This window comes from Cohaesibacter intestini, from assembly GCF_003324485.1.
GTDB classification, from domain to species: Bacteria; Pseudomonadota; Alphaproteobacteria; order Rhizobiales; family Cohaesibacteraceae; genus Cohaesibacter; species Cohaesibacter intestini.
The window spans coordinates 217110-237759 of the sequence record NZ_QODK01000003.1; the positions used below are offsets into that span (position 1 = coordinate 217110).

20 protein-coding genes are annotated in these 20650 nt (G+C 55.9%); 11 read left to right on the forward strand and 9 right to left on the reverse strand.

Annotated elements, in window-relative coordinates; all coding sequences use genetic code 11:
* Positions 1-4 precede the first annotated feature (4 nt).
* The 3 genes from DSD30_RS11710 to DSD30_RS11720 form a co-directional block, all read right to left on the reverse strand.
* Positions 5-889, reverse strand: coding sequence for a 4-(cytidine 5'-diphospho)-2-C-methyl-D-erythritol kinase (locus DSD30_RS11710; RefSeq protein ID WP_114009880.1), 885 nt, complete (start codon positions 887-889; stop codon positions 5-7).
* A gap of 250 nt (positions 890-1139) precedes the next feature.
* Positions 1140-3095 carry a tetratricopeptide repeat protein gene (locus DSD30_RS11715; RefSeq protein WP_114009881.1) on the reverse strand — a complete coding sequence of 652 codons (1956 nt, stop codon included), beginning with the start codon at positions 3093-3095 and terminating at the stop codon, positions 1140-1142.
* Between the two features lie 266 nt (positions 3096-3361).
* Positions 3362-4387, reverse strand: coding sequence for a polyprenyl synthetase family protein (locus tag DSD30_RS11720; protein WP_114010409.1), 1026 nt, complete (start codon positions 4385-4387; stop codon positions 3362-3364).
* A 301-nt stretch (positions 4388-4688) separates the two neighbouring features.
* Between DSD30_RS11720 and DSD30_RS11725 the strand changes: the two genes are divergently transcribed.
* A complete protein-coding gene (locus DSD30_RS11725) occupies positions 4689-4925 on the forward strand; it encodes a putative signal transducing protein (RefSeq protein ID WP_114009882.1) in 237 nt (78 codons plus the stop codon).
* A 29-nt stretch (positions 4926-4954) separates the two neighbouring features.
* Positions 4955-5785 (forward strand): tRNA1(Val) (adenine(37)-N6)-methyltransferase, encoded by an 831-nt coding sequence (locus DSD30_RS11730; protein WP_114009883.1) that lies wholly within the window; start codon positions 4955-4957, stop codon positions 5783-5785.
* Positions 5786-5797: 12 nt separating this feature from the next.
* Here the strand turns inward: DSD30_RS11730 and DSD30_RS11735 are convergent, their stop codons facing one another.
* Together DSD30_RS11735 and DSD30_RS11740 are read right to left on the reverse strand one after the other, a co-directional pair.
* Positions 5798-7003, reverse strand: a complete 1206-nt coding sequence (locus tag DSD30_RS11735; protein WP_114009884.1) for an amidohydrolase — start codon at positions 7001-7003, stop codon at positions 5798-5800.
* 200 nt (positions 7004-7203) lie between these two features.
* Positions 7204-7584, reverse strand: a complete 381-nt coding sequence (locus DSD30_RS11740) for a VOC family protein (protein ID WP_114009885.1) — start codon at positions 7582-7584, stop codon at positions 7204-7206.
* Between the two features lie 274 nt (positions 7585-7858).
* On the opposite strand from DSD30_RS11740, the gene soxR reads away from it, so the two are divergent.
* The 3 genes from soxR (at position 7859) to DSD30_RS11755 (ending at position 9740) form a co-directional block, all read left to right on the forward strand.
* Positions 7859-8350: a redox-sensitive transcriptional activator SoxR gene (gene soxR / locus DSD30_RS11745; RefSeq protein WP_114009886.1), complete on the forward strand. Its 492-nt coding sequence runs from the start codon at positions 7859-7861 to the stop codon at positions 8348-8350.
* Positions 8351-8449: 99 nt separating this feature from the next.
* A complete protein-coding gene (locus DSD30_RS11750) occupies positions 8450-9346 on the forward strand; it encodes a S49 family peptidase (RefSeq protein ID WP_245418454.1) in 897 nt (298 codons plus the stop codon).
* Positions 9347-9506: 160 nt separating this feature from the next.
* The gene (locus DSD30_RS11755) at positions 9507-9740 is read left to right on the forward strand and encodes a hypothetical protein (protein WP_114009887.1); all 234 of its coding nucleotides are present in this window, start codon (positions 9507-9509) and stop codon (positions 9738-9740) included.
* Between the two features lie 22 nt (positions 9741-9762).
* Here the strand turns inward: DSD30_RS11755 and DSD30_RS11760 are convergent, their stop codons facing one another.
* Positions 9763-10563 (reverse strand): hypothetical protein, encoded by an 801-nt coding sequence (locus DSD30_RS11760; RefSeq protein ID WP_114009888.1) that lies wholly within the window; start codon positions 10561-10563, stop codon positions 9763-9765.
* A gap of 18 nt (positions 10564-10581) precedes the next feature.
* Positions 10582-11511, reverse strand: a complete 930-nt coding sequence (locus tag DSD30_RS11765) for a LysR family transcriptional regulator (protein WP_114009889.1) — start codon at positions 11509-11511, stop codon at positions 10582-10584.
* 127 nt (positions 11512-11638) lie between these two features.
* Between DSD30_RS11765 and DSD30_RS11770 the strand changes: the two genes are divergently transcribed.
* The 6 genes from DSD30_RS11770 (at position 11639) to DSD30_RS11795 (ending at position 18593) form a co-directional block, all read left to right on the forward strand.
* Positions 11639-11893, forward strand: a complete 255-nt coding sequence (locus DSD30_RS11770; RefSeq protein WP_114009890.1) for a DUF1127 domain-containing protein — start codon at positions 11639-11641, stop codon at positions 11891-11893.
* 173 nt (positions 11894-12066) lie between these two features.
* Positions 12067-13242 carry a PA0069 family radical SAM protein gene (locus DSD30_RS11775; RefSeq protein ID WP_114009891.1) on the forward strand — a complete coding sequence of 392 codons (1176 nt, stop codon included), beginning with the start codon at positions 12067-12069 and terminating at the stop codon, positions 13240-13242.
* 752 nt (positions 13243-13994) lie between these two features.
* Positions 13995-15962, forward strand: coding sequence for an EAL domain-containing protein (locus DSD30_RS11780; RefSeq protein WP_157967673.1), 1968 nt, complete (start codon positions 13995-13997; stop codon positions 15960-15962).
* A 232-nt stretch (positions 15963-16194) separates the two neighbouring features.
* On the forward strand, positions 16195-17052 hold the full coding sequence (locus tag DSD30_RS11785; RefSeq protein WP_198662929.1) for a TIGR01459 family HAD-type hydrolase: 858 nt from the start codon (positions 16195-16197) through the stop codon (positions 17050-17052).
* A 184-nt stretch (positions 17053-17236) separates the two neighbouring features.
* A complete protein-coding gene (gene ygfZ, locus DSD30_RS11790; RefSeq protein WP_114009893.1) occupies positions 17237-18058 on the forward strand; it encodes a CAF17-like 4Fe-4S cluster assembly/insertion protein YgfZ in 822 nt (273 codons plus the stop codon).
* Between the two features lie 199 nt (positions 18059-18257).
* A complete protein-coding gene (locus DSD30_RS11795; RefSeq protein WP_114009894.1) occupies positions 18258-18593 on the forward strand; it encodes a hypothetical protein in 336 nt (111 codons plus the stop codon).
* A 92-nt stretch (positions 18594-18685) separates the two neighbouring features.
* Here DSD30_RS11795 and moaB read toward each other — a convergent pair whose 3' ends face one another.
* Positions 18686-19252 carry a molybdenum cofactor biosynthesis protein B gene (gene moaB, locus DSD30_RS11800; RefSeq protein WP_114009895.1) on the reverse strand — a complete coding sequence of 189 codons (567 nt, stop codon included), beginning with the start codon at positions 19250-19252 and terminating at the stop codon, positions 18686-18688.
* Between the two features lie 118 nt (positions 19253-19370).
* Positions 19371-20000 (reverse strand): YitT family protein, encoded by a 630-nt coding sequence (locus DSD30_RS11805; RefSeq protein WP_114010412.1) that lies wholly within the window; start codon positions 19998-20000, stop codon positions 19371-19373.
* Between the last annotated feature and the right edge of the window lie 650 nt (positions 20001-20650).

The following is a 20650-nucleotide window of genomic DNA, read 5'->3' on the forward strand; positions in this document are numbered from 1 at the left end:
GGCGTCACTGAACGCCTCCATGGCTCACCCACCAGTTGGGATGGGTGAAGGACAGACGGCGGGCGGCATATTCCGCATGCTTGACGCTGGCGAACAACCCAAAGCAGGTTGCACCAGACCCGGACATCCGGGCGAACAAACAATCCCCGTCGTCATTGAGGGCTTGTAGCACCGTCTCGATGATCGGGGCCTGCTCCATCGCCGACATTTCGAGGTCGTTGCGTTGGTCTGACAGCCAATCCGCCAGCGCTTTGGCAGACAGGAAAGCCGATGGCACAGGGCCCATCGGAGAATTATCCTTGCGCTTCAGACGTTTGAAAATACTAGGCGTCGAAATCGGCACCCGTGGATTGATCAATACCAGACCAAGGTCTCGTGGCATCCGGGGGCCGGGTTGCATCTCATCGCCGATTCCTTCGGCCCTGAGGCAGCTGCCTTCCAGACACATCGGTACATCGGCCCCCAAGCTCAGCGCGATGGCCCGCAACTTGTCATCCTTGATGGTCCGCTCCCAAAGGCGCAGCAGACCAAGCAGAGCCGCTGCTGCATCCGACGAACCACCCCCAATGCCAGAGGATATCGGTAGCCGTTTTTCCAGCGTCAGGGCTGCTTGTGCCGGCAGCTTCAACTCCTTGGCCAAAAGACGGGCGGCTCGGACAATCAGATTGTCCGGTTCTTGCCGCAGCCCTTCGGCGAAGGGACCCACGACCGAGAGATGAAGATGCCCTGATGGTTCAAAAACCAGTCGATCCGAAGCGCCGCCAAACACCACCAGAGAATCGAGCAGATGATAGCCATCTTCCCTTTGTCCAGTGATATGCAGCGTCAGGTTGACCTTGGCCGGGGCGTCCAGAACAAGTTTTGCTTGTTTCGTTGATTGAACACTCATCCTTGCCTTGTCCCCCCGTGTCTTCAGGCCTATGGGCCATGCGGTGCAGATGGAAATTGCTATTGGACAGTTTGCAGTGCGACGGGTTCGCTGAATTCTCAGCCAAATCATCGGCGAAGCAGTGTGTCTCTTTGTCATCAGTGTAAGGCTATGATCGGCGCCATGACAACCGTTCGTCTTTCTCTGATGTCGAAAAAAAAGCCGACCCCGCAAAGGGATCGGCTTGATCTGGCATTGCTCTAGGCAGATGTCAGTTCTTTTTCACTTCTGGCAGTTTGCCTTCATCAAGGCCATTGGCGATTTTATTCTCCACCTGCACCAGCAATTCCGGCTTCGGAGACATGGTCTTGACTCGCTGCCACTGGAACCGCGCTTCGTTCTTGCGGCCGGTCATCCAGTAGGCATCGCCCAGATGGTCGGTGATGGTTGGATCCTCCGGGCGCAGCTCAACCGCACGCTCAAGAAACTTCACGGCTTCTTCAAACTGCGACAGGCGGAAGTGCGCCCAGCCGAGGGAATCGACAAAGAAACCATCATAAGGACGCAAGGCCACGGCTTGCCGGATCATCTCGATTGCCTGATCCAGATTGAGGCCGCGATCCACCCAGCTATAGCCGAGATAATTCAGCACGGTGGGCTGGTTTGGAAAAAGCTCGAGGGCCTTTTGCATGTCCTTTTCCGTGTTGTCCCAGTCCTTGACCTGATCATAGGCCGAGCCACGCAGGAAGAAGAGAGACCAATGAATGTCCCGTAAGCTTTTGATGCTGTCGATGCCGGCGCTCAGCACCTTGATGGCATCGCGATAGCGATCTTCGGACTGATAGACGCGCGAGAGTACGGACACGGTTTCCAGATCGGATGCATCGCCCGCCAGCAAGCCGTTCAGCCGCTCGATCGCATCTTCCGGGCGCTTCAGGCGGGTCAGCACGAACCCGGACTGACGCACGGCACGGCGATGGATCGGGCTTTTGGCTGTGACCTGATCATAATGCTCAAGTGCAACGGCATCCTGTTTCATCCGCTCATGCAGTCGAGCCAAAGCATATTCAGTGCGGTCGAAATCTGCGCGCAGAAAGTCCGAAAACTGCAGATATAGCGCACCGCCCTCAATCGCGTTTTCTTGCGCAAGAGCATCACCCAGCGTGCCGAACAGTTCCGCGGCGCCATCCTGCGGCGTGCGGACCATGCTGGCCGCGGGTTTCATTTCGGCAAAGGCACTTCGAATCCAGTCCTTGTCCGCTTCATCGGCTGCGCTCTGGTCAAATTCCGCCAAAACCTCCGTTGCGCGTTCGGTATTGCCACCCTTCAGCAGGCTGTTGATCAGCGCATAGGCAGTGATTGGCGAATTGGGGTCCGCATCAAGGCTTTGCTGCAAATGCTGGGCTGCCTTTTCATAATCTTTGGCATAGGCAGCAATCAGGCCGGAATGCATCGAGAAGAAGAACTGATTGACCTGGCCCTCATCGACCGTGTCGAGAAGAGCGAGCGCTGCGTCAAGGTTTGCCCGATCCTGGCCGATCAGTGACCAGGCTTTCAAGACAGTCTGGGAAATCACCGCAAAGGGACCAAACTGCGCCGACGCACTAAAGAGCCGCGGATTGTTCAAAGAGCGCCGAAAAGGGGCGGGGCCAAGCAGATCAACCGGGTGATTTTGCATCACGTCAAGGCCATCACCAAAGCTCTTCACGGCACTGGCATAGTTCTTTCCCTTCAGCGCCTTGACACCGAGCGCCATCGAGATCATCGGTTTGATCCGGTATTCCGCTTCCGATCCGGTAAAGATGGAAGAGGGAGCGTCGCCTTGATCATCCTTTTTGGACTCTGTCTGCGTCTTGTCAGGCAGGTTGGCCGCTTCCCGCGCGGTGATTTCTTCCATCCGGTCGGCCAGTTTGAAGGCAAGGTCATGCTGCCCGGTGGCCAGTGTCAGGGCAAAATTTCGCTCTAACAGCAGAGGATTGGTCGGATCCAACTCCATGGCCTGTGCGAAGAAGTGCGCGGCGAGGCCCAGATCCTGATCCTGCTGGGCGATGCGGGCGGAAAGATAGCTTCCCGTCAGCGTGACCGGAAGGTCGGCCAGCGTCTCTGTCAGCTCGGTCATTGCCTGTTGCGCAGCCCGGCCAGAAGCAGGATTGCTGAGCAATGCAAGGCCACAAATGCCGGCAAGCAGAAATTGGCGGAACAGGGACGAACGACGTGGATGCTTCATATAAATGGCCTTGATGTCTAAGACTTTGACGGAACAATAATGGATGCTGCCTGTTTTCTAGGAATGCAGAATGGCTTTTTTAGGGCTGACGGGCAAGCCCTGTCGGGCGGGAAATTCGGATAAATTCGATCCCCTGAAACCAGATTGCCAGAAGGATCAACCAATCGTGAAAATAGATGGCAAAACACCGCCTCGCGGGCGGTGTTTATTGGCTGGAATGTTTGAGATGCTCGGCCACAAAGAGGCGTGTCTGTTCAAGGTCCCGATCAGTGCGCTCGGGAAATGCAGAACTCGACCGCATCGATCAGGGCGGACTTGATCGGCCCGTCCTCAAAGGCATCGAGTGCCTTGATCGCGGCGGCCCCGTGATTGCGGGCCTGCTCCAGCGTGTCTTCCAAGGCATTGCTTTTCTTCATCAAACCCATGGCAAAATCGAGCGCGCCGTCGGTGACATCCTTGCGCTCTTCCATGACCCGTTTCCAGAAAGCCTGCTCTTCTGCATCGCCCCGTTCATAGGCCTTGATCACCGGCAGGGTGATCTTGCCTTCACGGAAATCATCCCCGACATTCTTACCCAAAGCAGCCGCCGAACCACCATAATCCAGCGCATCGTCGATCAATTGGAAGGCATTGCCCAGCTCCATGCCATAGGCGCGCATGGCGATGATTTTGTCTTCTCCGCTGCCCGCCAAAATCGGCCCCACTTCGCAGGCTGCGGCAAACAGGGCGGCGGTCTTGGATTCGATCACTTTCATGTAATCTTCGGTGGTCGTGGCCATATTCTGCGCGACAGATAGCTGCAACACTTCCCCTTCGGCGATCACACAGGCCGCCGTCGAAAGCACATCGAGCGCCCGCAGCGAGCCAACATCGACCATCACCCGAAAGGCCTGACCGAGCAGGAAGTCACCGACCAGCACACTGGCCTGATTGCCCCACAGCATGCGAGCGGCCAATTTGCCCCGGCGCATGTCGCTTTCATCGACCACATCATCATGCAACAGGGTCGCTGTATGCATGAACTCCACCGCCATAGCAAGCTTCACATGGCCGATTTCGTCTGCACCATAGCCGCACATATTGGCCGCAGCCAGCGTCAACATCGGGCGCAGGCGCTTGCCACCGGAATCGATCAGATGCTTGGCGACTTCGGGGATCATCTCAACGTCCGAGCCGGCTTTCTCGAGGATCAGATCATTGACGCGACCCATGTCGCTTTTGACAAGATCGATAAGAGGCTGAATGCTGGCTTGGGACTTGTTGGTCTCGTCCAGAGAAGGGACAACGCTCACGCGGCGGCTCCAGATGTTCGTATGGGTCAAATTCGGGGGCGAGAATAGGGGGCTGACCAGATAACGACAAGGAAAAAGCGAGCCAATGCGCACAAATTCAATGGCAATTGGTCTTGAGTCCCCGGCCAAGCGTTGTTGGATTGGCATTTTTGTCACCAAACAGCCTGTCCGGTTGGCAAGCAGAATCGCATTGACACCGACAGGCCTTCCGAACGATGCCCTCTTTTCATCGCGACACCAAATCACTATCTTGACCACGCATGGTTTGCTTGGACCTGGATCAGGAATAAGGAACGTTCCGATGAAATTGCTGCTCAAGACCAATGACATGGTGACCCTGTCCTTTGCCGAAGCCTTGTTGCGGGATGCGGGCATTGAGCATCAGTCTCTCGACCACAATATGAGCATCATGGATGGTTCGATCGGCATTCTGCCGCGCCGTCTGCTGGTCGAGGAGGAACGCGAGGCCGAAGCCCGCCGTCTGCTCGAAGATGCAGGCCTTGGCGCAGAAACCGAAATCCCCAAGAAATCCTCCTGACCGCGACCCCGCATTAAAAGATCTGTCTCATGCCCCAAAGCCCGGCCCCTCTGCTGCCTGACAGCCCCAATCTGTCCTCTGCCGCCCTGCCCGAGAATCTGGCGGTCAGTGAGGATGACTTTCTCGGTGGCCGGATCAATCTGCTGCAGCCCAAAAAAGGCCACCATCGCTCAGGCACCGACGCGGTTCTGCTGGCTGCCTGCTGCCCTGCCAAATCGGGGGAGCTGGTGGTTGATTTGGGCTCTGGCATCGGTGCGGCGGGACTTTGTGTTGCTGCCCGCGTCAGCGGGATCAAGCTGTTGGCGGTGGAACTCGAAGCCGAGGTCGCTGCCATTGCCGCGGCGAACATGACCCGCTGTGCGGAACACCTGGCCGAAAGCAGTGTCATCAATGCCGACGTTGCCTTGCGTGGAGAGGCCCGGATAGTGGCTGGCCTGAGGGAAAATATGGCTCATCACGTGATTGCCAATCCACCCTATTATCGCCCTGAGCGTTTTCAGACTTCGCCCAACGAGGCCCGTGCAACCGCCCATATGCTGACCGATGAGGGGATGGAGCCATGGTTCCGCACGGCAGTGTCGATTCTGAAAAAAGGCGGCACTTTCACAGTGGTCCAGCGCGCTGACGAGTTGCCCGAACTGCTGCAATTGATGCAGGGGCGCTTTGGCAATATCACAGTACAGCCATTTTCCGCGCGGCAAGGAGAGGCAGCCCATCGGGTTGTCATTCAGGGCAAGAAACAGTCCCGTGCACCCTTCCGCCTGTTGCCGACCATCGCGCTGCATGATGCTGGCAGCGACGTGCCTGCCGCCCGCATCGAAGCGGTGCACCGCCACGGAGCGGCGATTGATCTGTCCTGAAACGGGGAGGGGTTAGCCAAGGGTCTGGCGAATGATCCGCTCGAAAATCTGCACGCCGCTTGAAAGCAAACTGTCCGGGAAATCGTAATCCGGATTATGCAATTGCGGATGGGATTTGCCTGCCCCCAGCAAAAACAGGGTGGCCGGATGGCTCTGACCAAAAATGCCAAAATCTTCTGAAAAACGCATCGGGTCCGGCTGGTGTGCATGGGGAATGTCTTCCTCTTCCAAAGCCTGACGCACCATCTGGGTGGTTTCAGGGGCATTGGTGCAGGCGTCAAAGACGTCATCTTCGCTGATCGTAAGGGCAAGGCCTTCCGCTTTGGCGGTCTCAGTGGCAAGGGAATGGGCTGCCTCCACCAAACCGGCCATGGCGTCATCGGTCACCGTGCGCAGGGTCACCCAAATCTCTGCCCTTGCGGGAGAAACGCCAAAGCAGGCTTCCCCCATCTCGATATGGGTGATGGTGACCAACTTGAAATCCGCATCAAGCTGCTGGCCTTCATCAAGGCCATTGGACAAAGCCTTCAGCCCGGCAACAATCCTCATCACTCCATCAAGTGGCGAAATGCCGTCTTGTGGCAGAGAAGCATGCGATGTCTTGCCTTCCAGCGCGATGCGCATGCCGCGCGATGCGCAACACATGGCGCCGTCCTTCAACCACACCGTCCCAAGGCCAAGCCCCGGCAAATTATGCAGCGCGAAGGCCATGTCCGGCTTTAAGGCCTGAAAGGCCGGATCCTTGGCAACGGCGAGCGCACCCTTGCCGGTTTCCTCGGCTGGTTGGAACAGCAGGATCACCCGGCCACGCGCCGGCCTGTTCGTGGCAAGGCGCATTGCCAGTCCAAGCATGATCGCCATATGGCCATCATGGCCGCAGGAATGAGCCTGTCCATCAATCGCCGAACGATGCGCCGCTTCAGACTGCTCGCTGATTGGCAACCCGTCCAATTCGCACCGAAAGAGCAGCGTGGGACCGTCTTCAGGGTGCTCGCCTTCAAAAAGAGCCGCAATGCCCGTGCCACCCCATTGACTGCCGTCTGGTTCCTGCCAAGCGCCAAGACCAGTGACGAGCCGGTCAGGTGTCAAAGCAGTCAGTGCTGCCTCGACCCTGTTGGCTGTTCCGATTTCAAGTCCCGGCAAATCCGGGTGGCGATGGATGGTGTGACGAAAGTCGACCAGTTGGTCGAGCATGCTGTTGCTCAATTGAAACGACATGGCCGGAGAGTGTCCCGATGATCAATGGCGATAAAGGCGCGTCATCGCTGGCATTTGCAATGATGGCGACGGATGAGAGTGTCCACCATAAGCATCGGGACCAGAGAAGACAAGCGCGGCAGGGGGAGGGACTTCAAAAGGTCGAGCAATGACATTTTCAGGGCCTTTCTTGATTGATTTGGGCGATTGGGTGAAGCCAATCAGTCATATTGGACCAGCTCGAACTCAATGCCGTCATGATCGTCAAAATAGAAGCGGCGTCCCGGCTCATAGTCGCCATGATTGTGGGTCTGGTAGCCAAGGGCCTTCACCTTCGCTTCCATGGCATCAAGGTTATCGACGACAACGCCGATATGATTAAGGCCACCGATTGTTTCGTAGGTGTTGTCCATGGTGCTATCGGACCCTTTGGAATAAAGCGCGATATACTGATCGTCCGAGCCGACATGGGCGGTCGTGCCGCCATCCTTGGATGGTCCTTTCCAGCGCACATGCCAGCCGAACAGATCGATCAGCATTTGCGTGCTGCGCTCGAGATTGGCGACAGTGATGTTCGCGTGTTCCAGAGATGCGGGTGCCATTATGTCAGATCCTTTCAAGCAAGCGCTCTTGCAGGAAGCGCTCCGTTGCTCTTGACCCTTCAACGCACGAAGGCCCTGTTGGGTTCAAAATGGGTTAACTTTTTGTTTGCCTGCAGTAAGCCTAATTGCTAAACCTAACTTCAGGTCAAGCCTTTGCTTGGGGCTGTTGAAAAGCCTGCTGTGGCCGATTTCATTCTGGGGAAATATCGAGCTATGCCAAGGGTTTGATGTTTATTAACGGGCAAAGGATTCAGATGACAAGGAGCTGGAAGGAATGAAGAAAAGTGACGTCATGTCCATCGGAATGCTGGCAGAGCGCACAGGCATTGCCATCTCCGCCATTCGCTATTACGAGCGAGAAGGCCTCATTCATCCGGCCCGCAATGCAGGTGGCCAGCGGCGCTTTTTGCGCTCGGATATCCGTCGCCTGTCCTTCATCCGTCTTGCTCAGCAATTCGGTCTGACCCTGCCGCAAATCCGCGACGAGCTTGGCCGACTTCCCAACCATCGCACGCCAACGGCAAGGGACTGGAAACGCATCAGTGGCAGCTTTCGCGATCATCTGACGGAACAGATCGAGACCTTGACCAAGCTGCGAGATAATCTGGATGGCTGCATTGGCTGTGGTTGCCTGTCGCTCGACAAATGCAAGCTCTACAACAAGGGCGATGTTGCCGCTTCTCTGGGAGCGGGGCCCCGCTATGTGATGGGCAACTCGTTCGCAGATGTGAAGGATCTTGCACCGCAATCTGAAGAGAATTCCTGATCAGCACCGCTAAGTCTGGAAATTCCCTGCCAACCATCCTAGATACTAAGCAAGCGTCGGGCTTTGCCTGACAGGACCAATGACCCGAGGACGTCTGTCGTGAGCGTAAAAAAGACCATCCGTAAAGTTCTGCCGAACAAGCTGCTGCCGAAATCCTTCACCGAAGACGCTGCGGTCATCCCGGTCGTTCGGATGCATGGACCGATTGCCGCTGGGCAGCATATGCGCCCAACGCTCAACCTCGCCTCGGTGGCGGGGCAGTTGCAAAAGGCCTTTTCCGTCAAGGAAGCCCCGGCTGTTGCCATCTCGATCAACAGTCCCGGTGGCTCGCCGGTGCAAAGTCGCTTCATTTACCAGCGCATTCGCCAACTGGCGAAAGAAAAAGACAAGGAAGTGCTGGTTTTTTGTGAGGATGCTGCCGCGTCCGGTGGCTATATGATTGCCATTGCCGGCGATGTGATCATCGCCGATCCCAGCTCGATTGTCGGCTCCATTGGCGTGGTGTCCGGTGGCTTCGGCTTTGTCGAGGCTATTGAGAAACTTGGCATCGAACGCCGTATCTATACCGCAGGCACCCAAAAGGGCATGCTCGATCCATTCCAGCCGGAAAACAAGGACCATGTCGCCCATCTCGACGGTTTGTTGCAGGATCTGTTTGAAACCTTCAAGGACATGGTGCGTGACCGTCGCGCCGACAAGCTGACGCAAAGCGAAGATGTCCTGTTTACCGGTGCTTTCTGGACCGGTAACAAGGCGCTGGAATATGGACTTGTTGACGGCCTTGGCGACATGAGCACCTATGTTAAGGAACGCTTTGGCGAGAAAACCAAACTGAAGCTGATCGCGCCGCCTTCGGGCTGGTTTGGCTGTGGTCGCAATGGCGGCATCGGCTTGGCAATGGGCGATCCCGTTGACCGCATTGCCGCGGGGCTCTCCGCCGATTCCATGCTCAGCGCCATGGAGGAACGGGCTCTTTGGTCGCGGCTTGGCCTCTGAATGTCGTAACCCGTCGATCAGAAGAAATTGGCCTCGCTCTCCCACTATGCTAAGCATGGGCGAGGGGGGCTTTTTGTTTGGATGAGCGACCGGCCCCAAAAAACAAAAGTGTCAAGAGAACAAGTGGTGCCGCATAAGGCCTCCGGCGGAGACAAATTACGTGATTGGCAAAATACTGGTGTTGGTGTCGGCCCTTGGCAGCATCTGGCTTGTGGTCAAGCTGTTGGCCAAGGTGGGGGAGCAGAACAAGGAAATCCTGGTCCGACGCCAGAAAGAACAATTGGTGAAGAAGCGCGAGCATGAAAAGCGCGAAGCCGACATCATCGATCTGGAAATGGATCCCGATACGGGTGAGTTCGAAGAACGCAAAGACGGGCGCAATTCCGGCAAGTGACCGGACATGCGGAGCAAAAGGCTTATCCCAGATCTGCCGAGATATAGCTTCTGTCATCAAATGACACCCTACCGGGTCCCAAGCCCTTGCATTGCAAGTTGATGCCGATGCAAAGCGGATCTTGCGTTAACAAGGCGGCCAAATGCGCCTCACTGTCCGCAAGGGTGTCAAACAATGCCGGATAGCCATCGGACGTGATGACCAGCCGCCCCGACTGGGCCGGATAGCGTTCGATGAAAGGCGCTGGCACCGCAGTGCCAATAATGGCCCCAAAGGCCGCATCATCGTCGTCACGGTTCAGATAGTTGGCCTCACAGGACAGCGGCGCTGCAATCAGTTGGTCATACGCCTCATGCGCCATGATTTCCGCCTCTGACAAGCCATCATATCGCATCGAACGGATCATCATCGCCCGGGTTTCAGCACACAATTCTTCTGTCCGCCAGAATTTTGCATTCGTTTCGCCCCGCAGGCGGAACTTGCAGTCGCCAACCCGCCAGATTTCGTGGTGATGGGCAGAGTAAAGGCAAAAGACAAAGCCTCCCGTTCGCCGCAGATCGTCAAATCGAGCCTCGATCTTGCGCGCTCGCACCAAGGCGGTGAAGGCCTCGACCAGAGCTTCGAGTGTGATGTCTTTTGGCACGGCTCCCATCATCGACACGGCGTCATCCATGATTGCCGTAATCACATCCGCCTCGCCATAGCCCGGGCCACGCGAGCCGTCGAGCACTCCAAAGTGATGTGCGGTCCGGATCAGCCGATCTTCGCTATAGCCATCCTCGGCCTTGCCAAGACTGAAGGCTTCCAGATGGGTGATTTGCATGGATATTGTCCTTGTTGCTCATCCCCAGAGGGGTTCGACGATGGTGGGGGCGAGGAAACCGTCATCGCCCAGACGGCCATTTTCCTCAAGCCAGTCGAGAAAAACAATGGCATGCTTGCTCGGCCGTGGCCGTTCTCTCGAAGGCCGGACCAGCAGCCCCTCGCGAAACAGGACAAAGCCTGCAGGGGCGATCAGCGATCCTTCTTTCAACTCCCGCTCAATGAGGAATTTCGGTGCCAGCGTCACCCCCATTGCCCGCTCTGCCGCTTCATAGGACAGGGCAGACAGATCATAAATGGTCTCATGCGACGACACGATGTCGATGCCACTCAGTTCCGACCATTTTCCCCAGGCTTGCTCAAAGCCGCGTCGGCTGATCCGGGTCTGAAATCTGAGGCTCCCCCCGTCATAGGCATGATCATAGACCGGTGAGAGAACCGGGCCGATATGCACATCGCCAAGCGAGATGGCGTTGGGATGCTCCGCAAGGGGGCTTGTCAACCGATCCCACGACAGCACCAGATCCACCCCGCCATCACCGTTGCTTGCATTTTCAACCGTGGTTAGTTTGATTTGCACCTCGATTTCCGGATGATCGATATTGAAGCGGGCGACCGTCGGCACAGCCCAAAGCCGCGCAAAGGTGGAACTGACCTTGATGGTGATCCGCTGTGCGCCATCATCACCGCAAAGCTTGTGATAGGCCTTGCGCATGTCCTCAAGGCTGTTCGAGACCACTTGCGCAAAAGCCCGCCCGTCCGGTGTGAGCTGGATGCCCGCGCCGCTTTTCTCGAACATGGTTACCCCGGCATGATCCTGCAATTGATGCAGTTGTTTGCTGATCGCGCTATGCGTCCGTCCGAGCATCGAAGCTGCCTTGGTGACGGATCCTGTGCGATAGACCGCATCAAAGGCGATCAGGGATGCGAGTGGTGGCAGATTGTCCATCAGATACTCCAACTGGATGTAACGGGTGTCATGTCACTTTTTCTCACATGATCCGTTCATATTATTCAATTTTTTTCCTTTCGAAAAGGCGTCATAGTAACGACCCAGAAAAGGAGTCCCCCCAAATATGGATACACGCCCGACGCGTCCATTCCGCCGCATCGACGAAAAAGAACTGCGCCGCATGATGAAGGGCGCCCCTGTCCGCTATATCGGGCTCGGCACCCCGATGGCGCTCATTGCGCTCTGGTGGAACAGAATCAGGGAACGGCGGCAAATGGCCCGTGACCTGCAAACCTTCCCGCCCGAAGTGCTTGAGGATTTCAACATGACCCGAGAGTCAGCCCTCAAGCTTGTCAACAAGCCTTTCTGGCGCGCCTAACAAGGCGCGCCTTGTTTTTCTCCCTCCCACTCTTTCTTCCTTCTCCATTACTTGAAAATTGTTCTTGCTATGTTCCATATCATTCGGCAAAGTCGAGAAGAACAAAAGTGAAGCAAAACACGTAATGCGAATGCAAGCGACCGAGCAACCAGAGGTGCGGTGGCACCATCGTCATGAGGGAGAGAAGGGACATGGCAACCCGCCGTTCCAATGCACAATTGGATGTCACTGAAGATGCCGACCCGTTCGTCGGCTTTCAGGTTGATCCAGATCGCCACAAGGGCCGTCGCGTCAAGGGGCGTGGCACGCGCTCCAATCGGGCAGGGCGGTTCGAGTCCTATCAGCGCGAGGCGGTTGATGATGGCTGGAATGTGGATTTTGACGAGGAGGAGCTGCCACCGCTGCGCACCAGTGTGCAGGAGGAAAAGTCGCGCACCATCATCACCCGCAACGACTCGCCCGACATATCCTTTGATCGCTCGATCAACCCCTATCGGGGCTGCGAGCATGGCTGCGTCTATTGTTTTGCCCGCCCGACCCACGCCTATATGGGCCTGTCCGCCGGGCTCGATTTTGAAACAAAATTATTCGCCAAACCCGAAGCGGCGACGCAGCTGCGCAAGGAATTGTCGGCACCCGGCTATCGCCCCAAGGCCATCGCTATCGGCACCAACACCGATCCTTATCAACCCATCGAGCGCCGCTATCAATTGATGCCAGCCATTCTGGATGTGTTAATCGAAACGGGCCATCCTGTTGGCATTGTGACCAAGTCGAACCTGATCCTGCGGGATCTCGACCGCTTGAAAGCACTTAATGAACGCAATCTGGTCAAGGTCGCCTTATCGGTAACATCTCTGGACAACACCTTGTCCCGCCGTCTGGAACCACGAGCAGCCAGCCCGCAAAAGCGTCTTGAAGCGATTGAGAAACTGTCCGAGGCGGGCATTCCGACTTGTGTCATGGTGGCGCCCATCATTCCGGCACTCAATGATGAGGAAGTGGAAGCCATTCTGGCCGCTGCCTATGATGCTGGCGCTCGTGAAGCGGGCACCATTCTTCTGCGCTTGCCAAATGAAGTGAATGCCCTGTTTCAGGAATGGCTGTTGAAGCATTATCCAGATCGCTATCGCCATGTGATGAATGTGCTGCGCTCAATGCGCGGCGGCAAGGACTATGACAGCCGTTCTGGTCATCGGATGCGTGGCAATGGTCCCTATGCAGATATCCTGCACAAGCGCATGGCAGTCGCGTGCCGCAATCTCGGCTATGCCACGCGCCGCACCCGTTTGGCGCTCAAGCATTTCAAGCCACCGGAATGTGAGGTTGCCCAATTGTCCCTTTTTTAGGAGCGATGACTTGATTCGATTAGGCAAGGGAGGTGTCAAAAGCCCGCAACAGCACCCGAAACGGCGCAAATATCAAAGTTTCCACCATTTCTTCCATGATTTTTCATGTGAGGTAAGCATGTAGGTAACGGAAAAATCGGAGGTTTTTTACACTGACGTTTAAAATTCGTTGGATGGCCGTTGATTTTGATGAAACTCCAATTTTCCCAAATTGATTTTGGTTAATTATTTGTTTAAGCAAATGTCACAATTCGAAGCCTGAGTCTTTGGACTAGTATTCGAAAAGCATAGCAGGAACCCGCCGCATCGTTCCTGCTGCGCGATGACGATGGCCTTCCTGTCATCGCGCCTAACGCTGCCCTGTTCTGATCTCCGCCAATTTTGATCAGGCGGGGCAGCCTTTTCTTTCCCAATTGATTGGCTGTCTCCTGCCCCCCTCATGCCGAGATGCGCCCTGCATGGGTGTGAAATTGTCTGCACTCATGGGTGAAAGGCTGGCCAATCGGCGTAAATAGCCCACACCCGGCGCGAGAGCTCTTTTACATCTCAGCGCCACGGATTAGGTTAAGGATAGGTCAAATGCTTGATTCGTCGGGCATGTTGTTGATTGTCGTGATCCATAAAACCGGTCAAACATCAGGACAGTCGTCGCGTTCGGATGAGATCTGGTGGCTTGAAATGTTGCAGCCATCGGAAAATTAATCCGAGAATCCAAATGCATGGCAGTGTCATGCCGAACTGGAGCAGAGCAAATGCAAAGGCTTGGAGCCATATTCATCGCCGTTTGTATGGTTGCGATCTCCACCTCTGTTGGCGCGATGTTGTATTTCCGGTTTGGCCTTTCCATCCCGGAAGCCTCACCGGTTGCCTTCGGTATTCTGCTCACCCTTCTGCTCGTCCACTATCAGATCAGCCGCGTGCGCGATCGGATGATGATCGAAGAGCAGATGGATGACCTGACGCGCCTTAAGCTAACCCTGACCAAAGAGGTTCAGGATGTCCGCGAATTGGCCCACCGTCTGGAAAGCGATCTCGATGAACGGGTCAATCGAGACATCGAGCCGGTGCTGGCGGAGCTCGATATCATCGGCTCGCTGGTCAAGCAACTGGCGGAAAGTTGCGCCGAGTTGGATGAACGGGTGCAGGAAGGTGATAGCAAGGTCGAAGCAATCAATGCCACTGTCCAGTCCGCCAAACACTCGGTTCAGGAGCTGGAAAGCCTGCTGCGCTCATCCGTCCGTGCGATGCCGCAGCAATCCGAACAGGCAGCGTCTTTCTCCGAGGGTCCTGCATCTCATCCAAGACCGTCCCAGCCGAGTGCCCATGACATGGGGACAGCGCCTTACGGCTATCCCGAAGATCAAATGCCGGAACCGGAAGAAGAAATAATCCGGCCTGAAGATGAGGCCGCCGTAAGACGTGCACTGGCATTGGGGCAGATCGAGATGTTCATGCAGCCGATCGTCACGCTGCCCATGCGCAAGCCACAATATTATGAAGCGCTTGCCCGTCTGCGGTCGGAGGATGGCAGTCTACTCACGCCAGACATCTTCCTGCCGGTCTGCCGCAAGAATGGCTTCCTGCCAATGCTCGACCGTCTTGCCATCAACGAAACCTTCCGCATGCAGCGGCGGCTGGCCGACCGGGGGCATATGGTCGATTGCTTTTGCAATCTGGCGCTGGCAAGTCTGGCGGATGGTGACTTCTTTGCCCAGTTGCGTGGCCTGTTCGAACAGAACAGAGATTTGGCCGAACATGTCATTCTGGAATTCTCCCTCGCTGACATGAACGCGTTTGGCGTTCTGGAAGACGAAACCCTGCAACTGCTGCGCTCGATGGGCTTCCGTTTCTCGGTCGATCAAATGACAACGCTGAATGCGGACTTTGATAAATTCGCCCGCAAAGGGGTGCGCTTTGCCAAAATCGCCGCGCCGATCCTCACCAGCCGCGATGTCGGCCACGGGCTCGACATCCATCCTGCCGATTTTTCCCGTGTTCTGGCCCGCAAGGGGATCGATTTGGTGGTTACCCATGTGGAAACCGAAAGCATGTTGGTCGGCCTGATCGACTTCAATGTCCAGCTGGCTCAAGGCAATCATTTCGCACCGGCCAAAGCGGTCAAGGGAGCTGGCAGTGGCGGGGATGGCGGGACATCCGACAATCGATCTCAAGCGGTCGGTGCGCGTGTCGGTGATAGTCCCCCTGTCCGGGTGCATGGTCAAAGGAACGATGCTCAAAGAGGCGAGGGTCCAAGGGGTGCGGGGCAAGTGAACGAGCGCCTGACGAATGGAGCCGTCGCTCAGCCTCAAGCGCTTCAGGCCCAACAGGCCCCCATGCCGACGCCGGACTCTGAAGCCAGTCAGCGTCGACTGGGTGACAATCCTCGTGTCGCTCAGGCCTTACGTGCCATGGCAAAGCGGGAGGGCGGTCAGAATTCCAGCACGCGCGACCATTTCCGCAATGTGCTGGCCGAAGCCGCTGGTTTGATGGATGACGGGCCCGCTCGCTCTGGTCAGTCGTTGCCCGGTGCAGCCAATGGCCAACGCGCCTCTGCAGCGCCCGATCGGCTGCCGGTCTCCGATGACTATGGCGTGAAGACCAGCACAGATCGTGGTCAGTTTCTGGATCTGGGCAATCAGCCTGCCCGCGACCAGCAGACCCGTGATACACGCCCCGATGCAAGCGGTGGTGGCGCTGGTTTCGAACGTCTCATCCGTTAAAGAAACCCGACCCAACTTATCCAAAAGCTGTAAGGGTCTGTGTATGGGCCTTGGCCTGCCCCGGTCCTTTCGCTCAGTGGCTGCAAAACAAGCTTATCCTGTGTTTTGACGCCCCTGCCTCTTGACCTAGCAAAAGGGAGAGGGGAGAAGTGTTCAGCAAGACGCTGTCATTGCCTGTCAAACTATTTTTGATCCGTCCTGTTTTCCAGTGTCCAAAGCCATGGGGTCTGTCATGTCGTCCCGTCTTAACGGTCTGTCCGAAATCGCACCGCGCTATAAAGGCATCCTGTCAGATATCTGGGGCGTCGTTCACAACGGGGTGACACCCTTTACAGGCGCGGTCGATGCACTGACGCGTTATCGTGAAAGTGGCGGCAAGGTTGTTCTCATTACCAACGCACCACGCCCGTCGGCTCCTATCGCCGCCCAGCTCGAACAACTGGGTGTGGGGCGTGACAGTTACGACGACTTGGTGACCTCGGGGGATATTACCCGCAAAATGCTGGTGGATAGTGGCAAGACCAAGCTCTACCATCTGGGACCTGAACGCGATTTACCACTCTATGATGGCTTGGGCCTGTCGCTGGTCGCGCAAGAAGAAGCCGAAATGATCTGTTGCACCGGTCTGTTTGACGACACCAAGGAAACGCCGGATGATTATGATGATTTGCTCAAGAATCTTGCCAAGCGCCAGCTGCCGATGATTTGCGCCAATCCGGACCGGGTGGTTGATCGTGGTAACACGCTGATCTATTGCGCCGGATCGCTGGCCGGTCGTTTTGAAGCCTATGGCGGGGAAACAATGCAGGCCGGGAAGCCGGAAGCCGCAATCTATGACGCCGCTCGGGCGGCACTGGACAAGGCAGCCGGGTCCGCAATCGACAAGGCTGACATTCTCGCCATCGGGGATTCGGTGCCAACCGACCTGCGCGGTGGACATTATCAGAAGATCGATGCCCTCTTCATCACCTCAGGGATCCACGCCCAGATGTTTGGTGATCCTGATGCACCTGATCATGAGCGGGTCCAGCATCGCCTCGACCATGAAGATGTCGAGACTGTCGGTTATATGCCCCGGTTGATCTGGTAATCACACCTCACTCCGACCTTGCAATGCCAGCCGCCGGCAACTGCAACCTTGTGCATCCACACAAGGCTGCCTATCTGAGATGGGTCGGCTGGCTATCGCGGCCGTTCGCTTGTGCTCGGGCTTTCATCCTTCCGCATCTGGCCTACCAAGCAGTTCCTGCATTGTTCCATAGAGGAAAGTGTCCATGTCCATCACCCTTCTAGAAGACCGCAAACTGGTGCGCATGACGGGCGCTGACACCGAGGCCCTGTTGCAGCGATTGATCACGACCAATCTCGACAAAGTCTCTGTGGGTGAAGCAGGCTATGGTGCCTTGCTGACACCGCAAGGGAAGATCCTGTTCGATTTTCTTGTCACGCGCCTGCCTGATGGCTTCCTGTTTGATCTTGACGGGCGCGTGGTCGAAGACTTCATCAAGAAAATGACCCTCTATCGTCTGCGCTCGGCCATTGCAATTGATCTTCTTGAGGATCGCGTTGGCTATAGCTTCGAGCCGCAATCCGATGGTGTTCTGGATCCACGATCAGAGGCCCTTGGCTGGCGCCTTTATGGCCCGGCAAACGGTTGGCAGCCAGACGGAGGGCACGAGGACCTCAAGGCCCGTTTTGTCGCGGAAGCAATCCCGCAGGCCGGTGTCGATTTCGAGTTTGGCGACGCTTTCCCGCATGATGTCAATTTGGACTGTCTCGGCGGTCTTGACTTCGCAAAGGGTTGTTATGTCGGTCAGGAAGTTGTCTCCCGCATGCAGCATCGCGGCATTGCGCGCAAGCGGCTGCTGCATGTTGAGGGGGCAGCGACGCTGCCTGCGGCAGCTTCCCCAGCCGAGGTCTCGATAACAGCGGGTGGCAAGACTGTCGGTACACTTGGGCAGGTATCGGGCAACAAAGGTCTGGCGCTGGTTCGCCTTGATCGGATTGCCGATGCCTTAGAGGAAGGTCAAGTAGTTGAAGTAATGGGCATTGGTTTGAAATTCTCCGTTCCAAGCTACGCAAATTTCTCTATATAAAGCAGCGATTATTATAGTTTAAAACCCTGCCTTTTCTGGATGGTTATGTGTTTATAACTTGCAGTCATGTTGTGTTCCACTTGGCAGAATGCAGTATTTTTATGATTAACCAAGCATAAAACGACCGCCATTTTTAGCTTTTGTTAAGACTGTTTCGGGCAAACTGCCCCTATTGGGGAACGACTTTGGGGGTCATATTATGCCATCGGATATCTTGGCATTGGAGTTGCTCGTCGCAGATATCGCGGCATATGCCAAACATCAAATTGACAACGGAACCTTGTGCGGGCCGCGTTTTGCCGCCTATGTCAAACTGGCATGGTTTGGTCAATCGGGCAGCCCTTGCTATTCCGACTGCAAGAATTTGCTCGACGCCCTGCAGATCCTGCGCGATCTCGACAATGACAGCGAAGTCGATACCTTCTATATCGCCATGACAGCCGCCTTGATGGAATGCTATCCGGAGCCGGATCAGGTGTTGTCTGACTTTGACGCAATCCGTCGCATGTCTGCAGAATTGAGACATGTCGCCTGACGAGAAATCTTCCTCAGATTCCAATAGGACAAAGCGCGCCTCGAAGCCCGAAGCGCGCTCTTTTTTTGCCATTGAGCGGATAAGCGCAAGCACTAAGCTTCAGGTTTGGTCTGCAACTTGGAGCGTTTGAGATGCTCGTCAAGGCGCGGCATCATCTCGACAAAATTGCACGGCATGTGACGATAATCGAGTTGATAGGCGAAAATACCGTCCCAAGCATCCTTGCAGGCCCCCGATGATCCGGGAATGCAGAAAATATAGGTCGCATCGGCAACCCCGCCCGTGGCGCGGGACTGGATGGTCGATGTACCAATCTTCTCAAAGGAAATCTTGTGAAACAGCCAGGAGAAGCCGTCCATTTGCTTCTCAAACAGAGGGATCATGGCTTCCGGCGTGACATCGCGGCCAGTGAAGCCCGTGCCACCCGTTGAAATGATCACATCAATGCCTTTGTCTGCAATCCAGGCCTTGGTCTGTGCCTGAATGGCGTCGACATCATCCTTGACGATTGCCCGGTCTGCCAAAGCATGTCCGGCCGCCTGCAGGCGATCCACCAGCACCTGACCGGATTTATCATCCGCCAGACTTCTGGTGTCGGACACGGTCAGGATGGCGATATTCATTGGAATGAAGGAACGGGGGCCGGATGTATGGGCCATGCTACTCTCTCTTGATTGGCACAAAGGCGAGACTTGTCATGAAGACAGCATAATGCAGATCTTGTGACAAATCCCCTTGTCTTTCGTCAAGAGAAGCCAAGCGCATGAAAGGGCCACCTTACCGCCCGATATAGCGATCCCGGCGGTGATTGATGGCAATGATGGCATTGAGGATAATCGAGCCGAACAAAGACCAGCCAATCACATGGAGTGGAAGCAGGAACAGGGCTGTGCCGAAAATGCCCACATCAAACAATTGCTGGACATAACCGGCCCGAAAACCGGTTGCCTCCTGCACGGTCAACGCCAATGCCCCAGCGCCACCAAGGCTGCCTTCATGACGGATGATGGCCAACAGCCCCGTGCCCGTCAGCGCTCCAAAGGCGAGTGTGCCAATGAAGGGATTGAGCGTTTCAAAGGTCATCAGCGGCGGTAAAATCTGCATCAAGACCGACAAGGCTGCGACACAAAGGGCGGATTTAACCGTAAAGCGCCAGCCAAGGCGCTGATAGGTGAACCAGTAGAATGGCAGATTGACCAGAAAGAAGACAATCCCGAGATCATAGCCGGTGACATAGGAGATCAGCAGGGCCAGACCTGCGGTTTGTCCGGTGATAAAACCAAGCTGGGTAAGAAAGACCAGACCGACGGCGGCAATCAGCACGCCGAAGGAAAGACCCTGAACATCTTCAAGCAAAGAGTGCTTTTCCAGTGTGACCAGAGGTTCGGTGTTGGTGACTGCGCTCATTTCATCTCGCATTTACTTCCAAAAAGGTGGGTATGGTCCGATAAATTGCAAAATAGAGGTATATTTGTCCTTCTATCATCGTGCCAGAGGGAAAATGTTATATCCAGATTAGACTTTGTGCAGTGAGGTGAAATTTCAGGCAAATTGCGCCTGCATCGGCATGCCTGAGCGCGACAGCCAAGTTTGACAAGGCCAAGGCGCTTGAAACGAGATCCGCCTCCGCACGCCAGGCTCGTCATGAACCCGGCCTGCTGGTGCGCCGAAAGGGGCGAACCCATTGTGGGGACGAACAGGTTGGCCCCGGCGCACCGACGCAAGGTGCGGAGGCGGATCCGAGACCTGCGCGCAAAGGATTGATCGCGCATGGCCCCTTCACGCAATGGCGAACAGGATGTCTTGGTTCCGTTTGCCTTATACGCGACACAAACCAAAAGAGATCAGGGGCCTGGCGTGTGCAAAAGCGGCGCATTATCGCTGTCGAGGGAGGTGCACCAATCGGTGCGGATTCATGTCGCGGTGCGGGATTGTTCTTTGAACTGTTTGCGCGATTGCGTCCATCTGTTGCAAGCATGACTGAACAGGACCAAAAACCCGCTTTTCTTCTGCTGCCGATTGCATTAGGGTCCGCCCCAAAGCCGGGCCTTTGCCCG

What these genes read in the sequence shown, in the direction of transcription:
- DSD30_RS11710 (WP_114009880.1), bottom strand. Translation starts at nt 889, where the DNA reads ATGAGTGTTCAATCAACGAAACAAGCAAAACTTGTTCTGGACGCCCCG.
- DSD30_RS11715 (WP_114009881.1), bottom strand. Translation starts at nt 3,095, where the DNA reads ATGAAGCATCCACGTCGTTCGTCCCTGTTCCGCCAATTTCTGCTTGCC.
- DSD30_RS11725 (WP_114009882.1), top strand. Translation starts at nt 4,689, where the DNA reads ATGAAATTGCTGCTCAAGACCAATGACATGGTGACCCTGTCCTTTGCC.
- DSD30_RS11730 (WP_114009883.1), top strand. Translation starts at nt 4,955, where the DNA reads ATGCCCCAAAGCCCGGCCCCTCTGCTGCCTGACAGCCCCAATCTGTCC.
- DSD30_RS11735 (WP_114009884.1), bottom strand. Translation starts at nt 7,003, where the DNA reads ATGTCGTTTCAATTGAGCAACAGCATGCTCGACCAACTGGTCGACTTT.
- DSD30_RS11740 (WP_114009885.1), bottom strand. Translation starts at nt 7,584, where the DNA reads ATGGCACCCGCATCTCTGGAACACGCGAACATCACTGTCGCCAATCTC.
- soxR (WP_114009886.1), top strand. Translation starts at nt 7,859, where the DNA reads ATGAAGAAAAGTGACGTCATGTCCATCGGAATGCTGGCAGAGCGCACA.
- DSD30_RS11760 (WP_114009888.1), bottom strand. Translation starts at nt 10,563, where the DNA reads ATGCAAATCACCCATCTGGAAGCCTTCAGTCTTGGCAAGGCCGAGGAT.
- DSD30_RS11765 (WP_114009889.1), bottom strand. Translation starts at nt 11,511, where the DNA reads ATGGACAATCTGCCACCACTCGCATCCCTGATCGCCTTTGATGCGGTC.
- DSD30_RS11770 (WP_114009890.1), top strand. Translation starts at nt 11,639, where the DNA reads ATGGATACACGCCCGACGCGTCCATTCCGCCGCATCGACGAAAAAGAA.
- DSD30_RS11775 (WP_114009891.1), top strand. Translation starts at nt 12,067, where the DNA reads ATGAGGGAGAGAAGGGACATGGCAACCCGCCGTTCCAATGCACAATTG.
- DSD30_RS11780 (WP_157967673.1), top strand. Translation starts at nt 13,995, where the DNA reads ATGCAAAGGCTTGGAGCCATATTCATCGCCGTTTGTATGGTTGCGATC.
- DSD30_RS11785 (WP_198662929.1), top strand. Translation starts at nt 16,195, where the DNA reads ATGTCGTCCCGTCTTAACGGTCTGTCCGAAATCGCACCGCGCTATAAA.
- ygfZ (WP_114009893.1), top strand. Translation starts at nt 17,237, where the DNA reads ATGTCCATCACCCTTCTAGAAGACCGCAAACTGGTGCGCATGACGGGC.
- DSD30_RS11795 (WP_114009894.1), top strand. Translation starts at nt 18,258, where the DNA reads ATGCCATCGGATATCTTGGCATTGGAGTTGCTCGTCGCAGATATCGCG.
- moaB (WP_114009895.1), bottom strand. Translation starts at nt 19,252, where the DNA reads ATGGCCCATACATCCGGCCCCCGTTCCTTCATTCCAATGAATATCGCC.
- DSD30_RS11805 (WP_114010412.1), bottom strand. Translation starts at nt 20,000, where the DNA reads ATGAGCGCAGTCACCAACACCGAACCTCTGGTCACACTGGAAAAGCAC.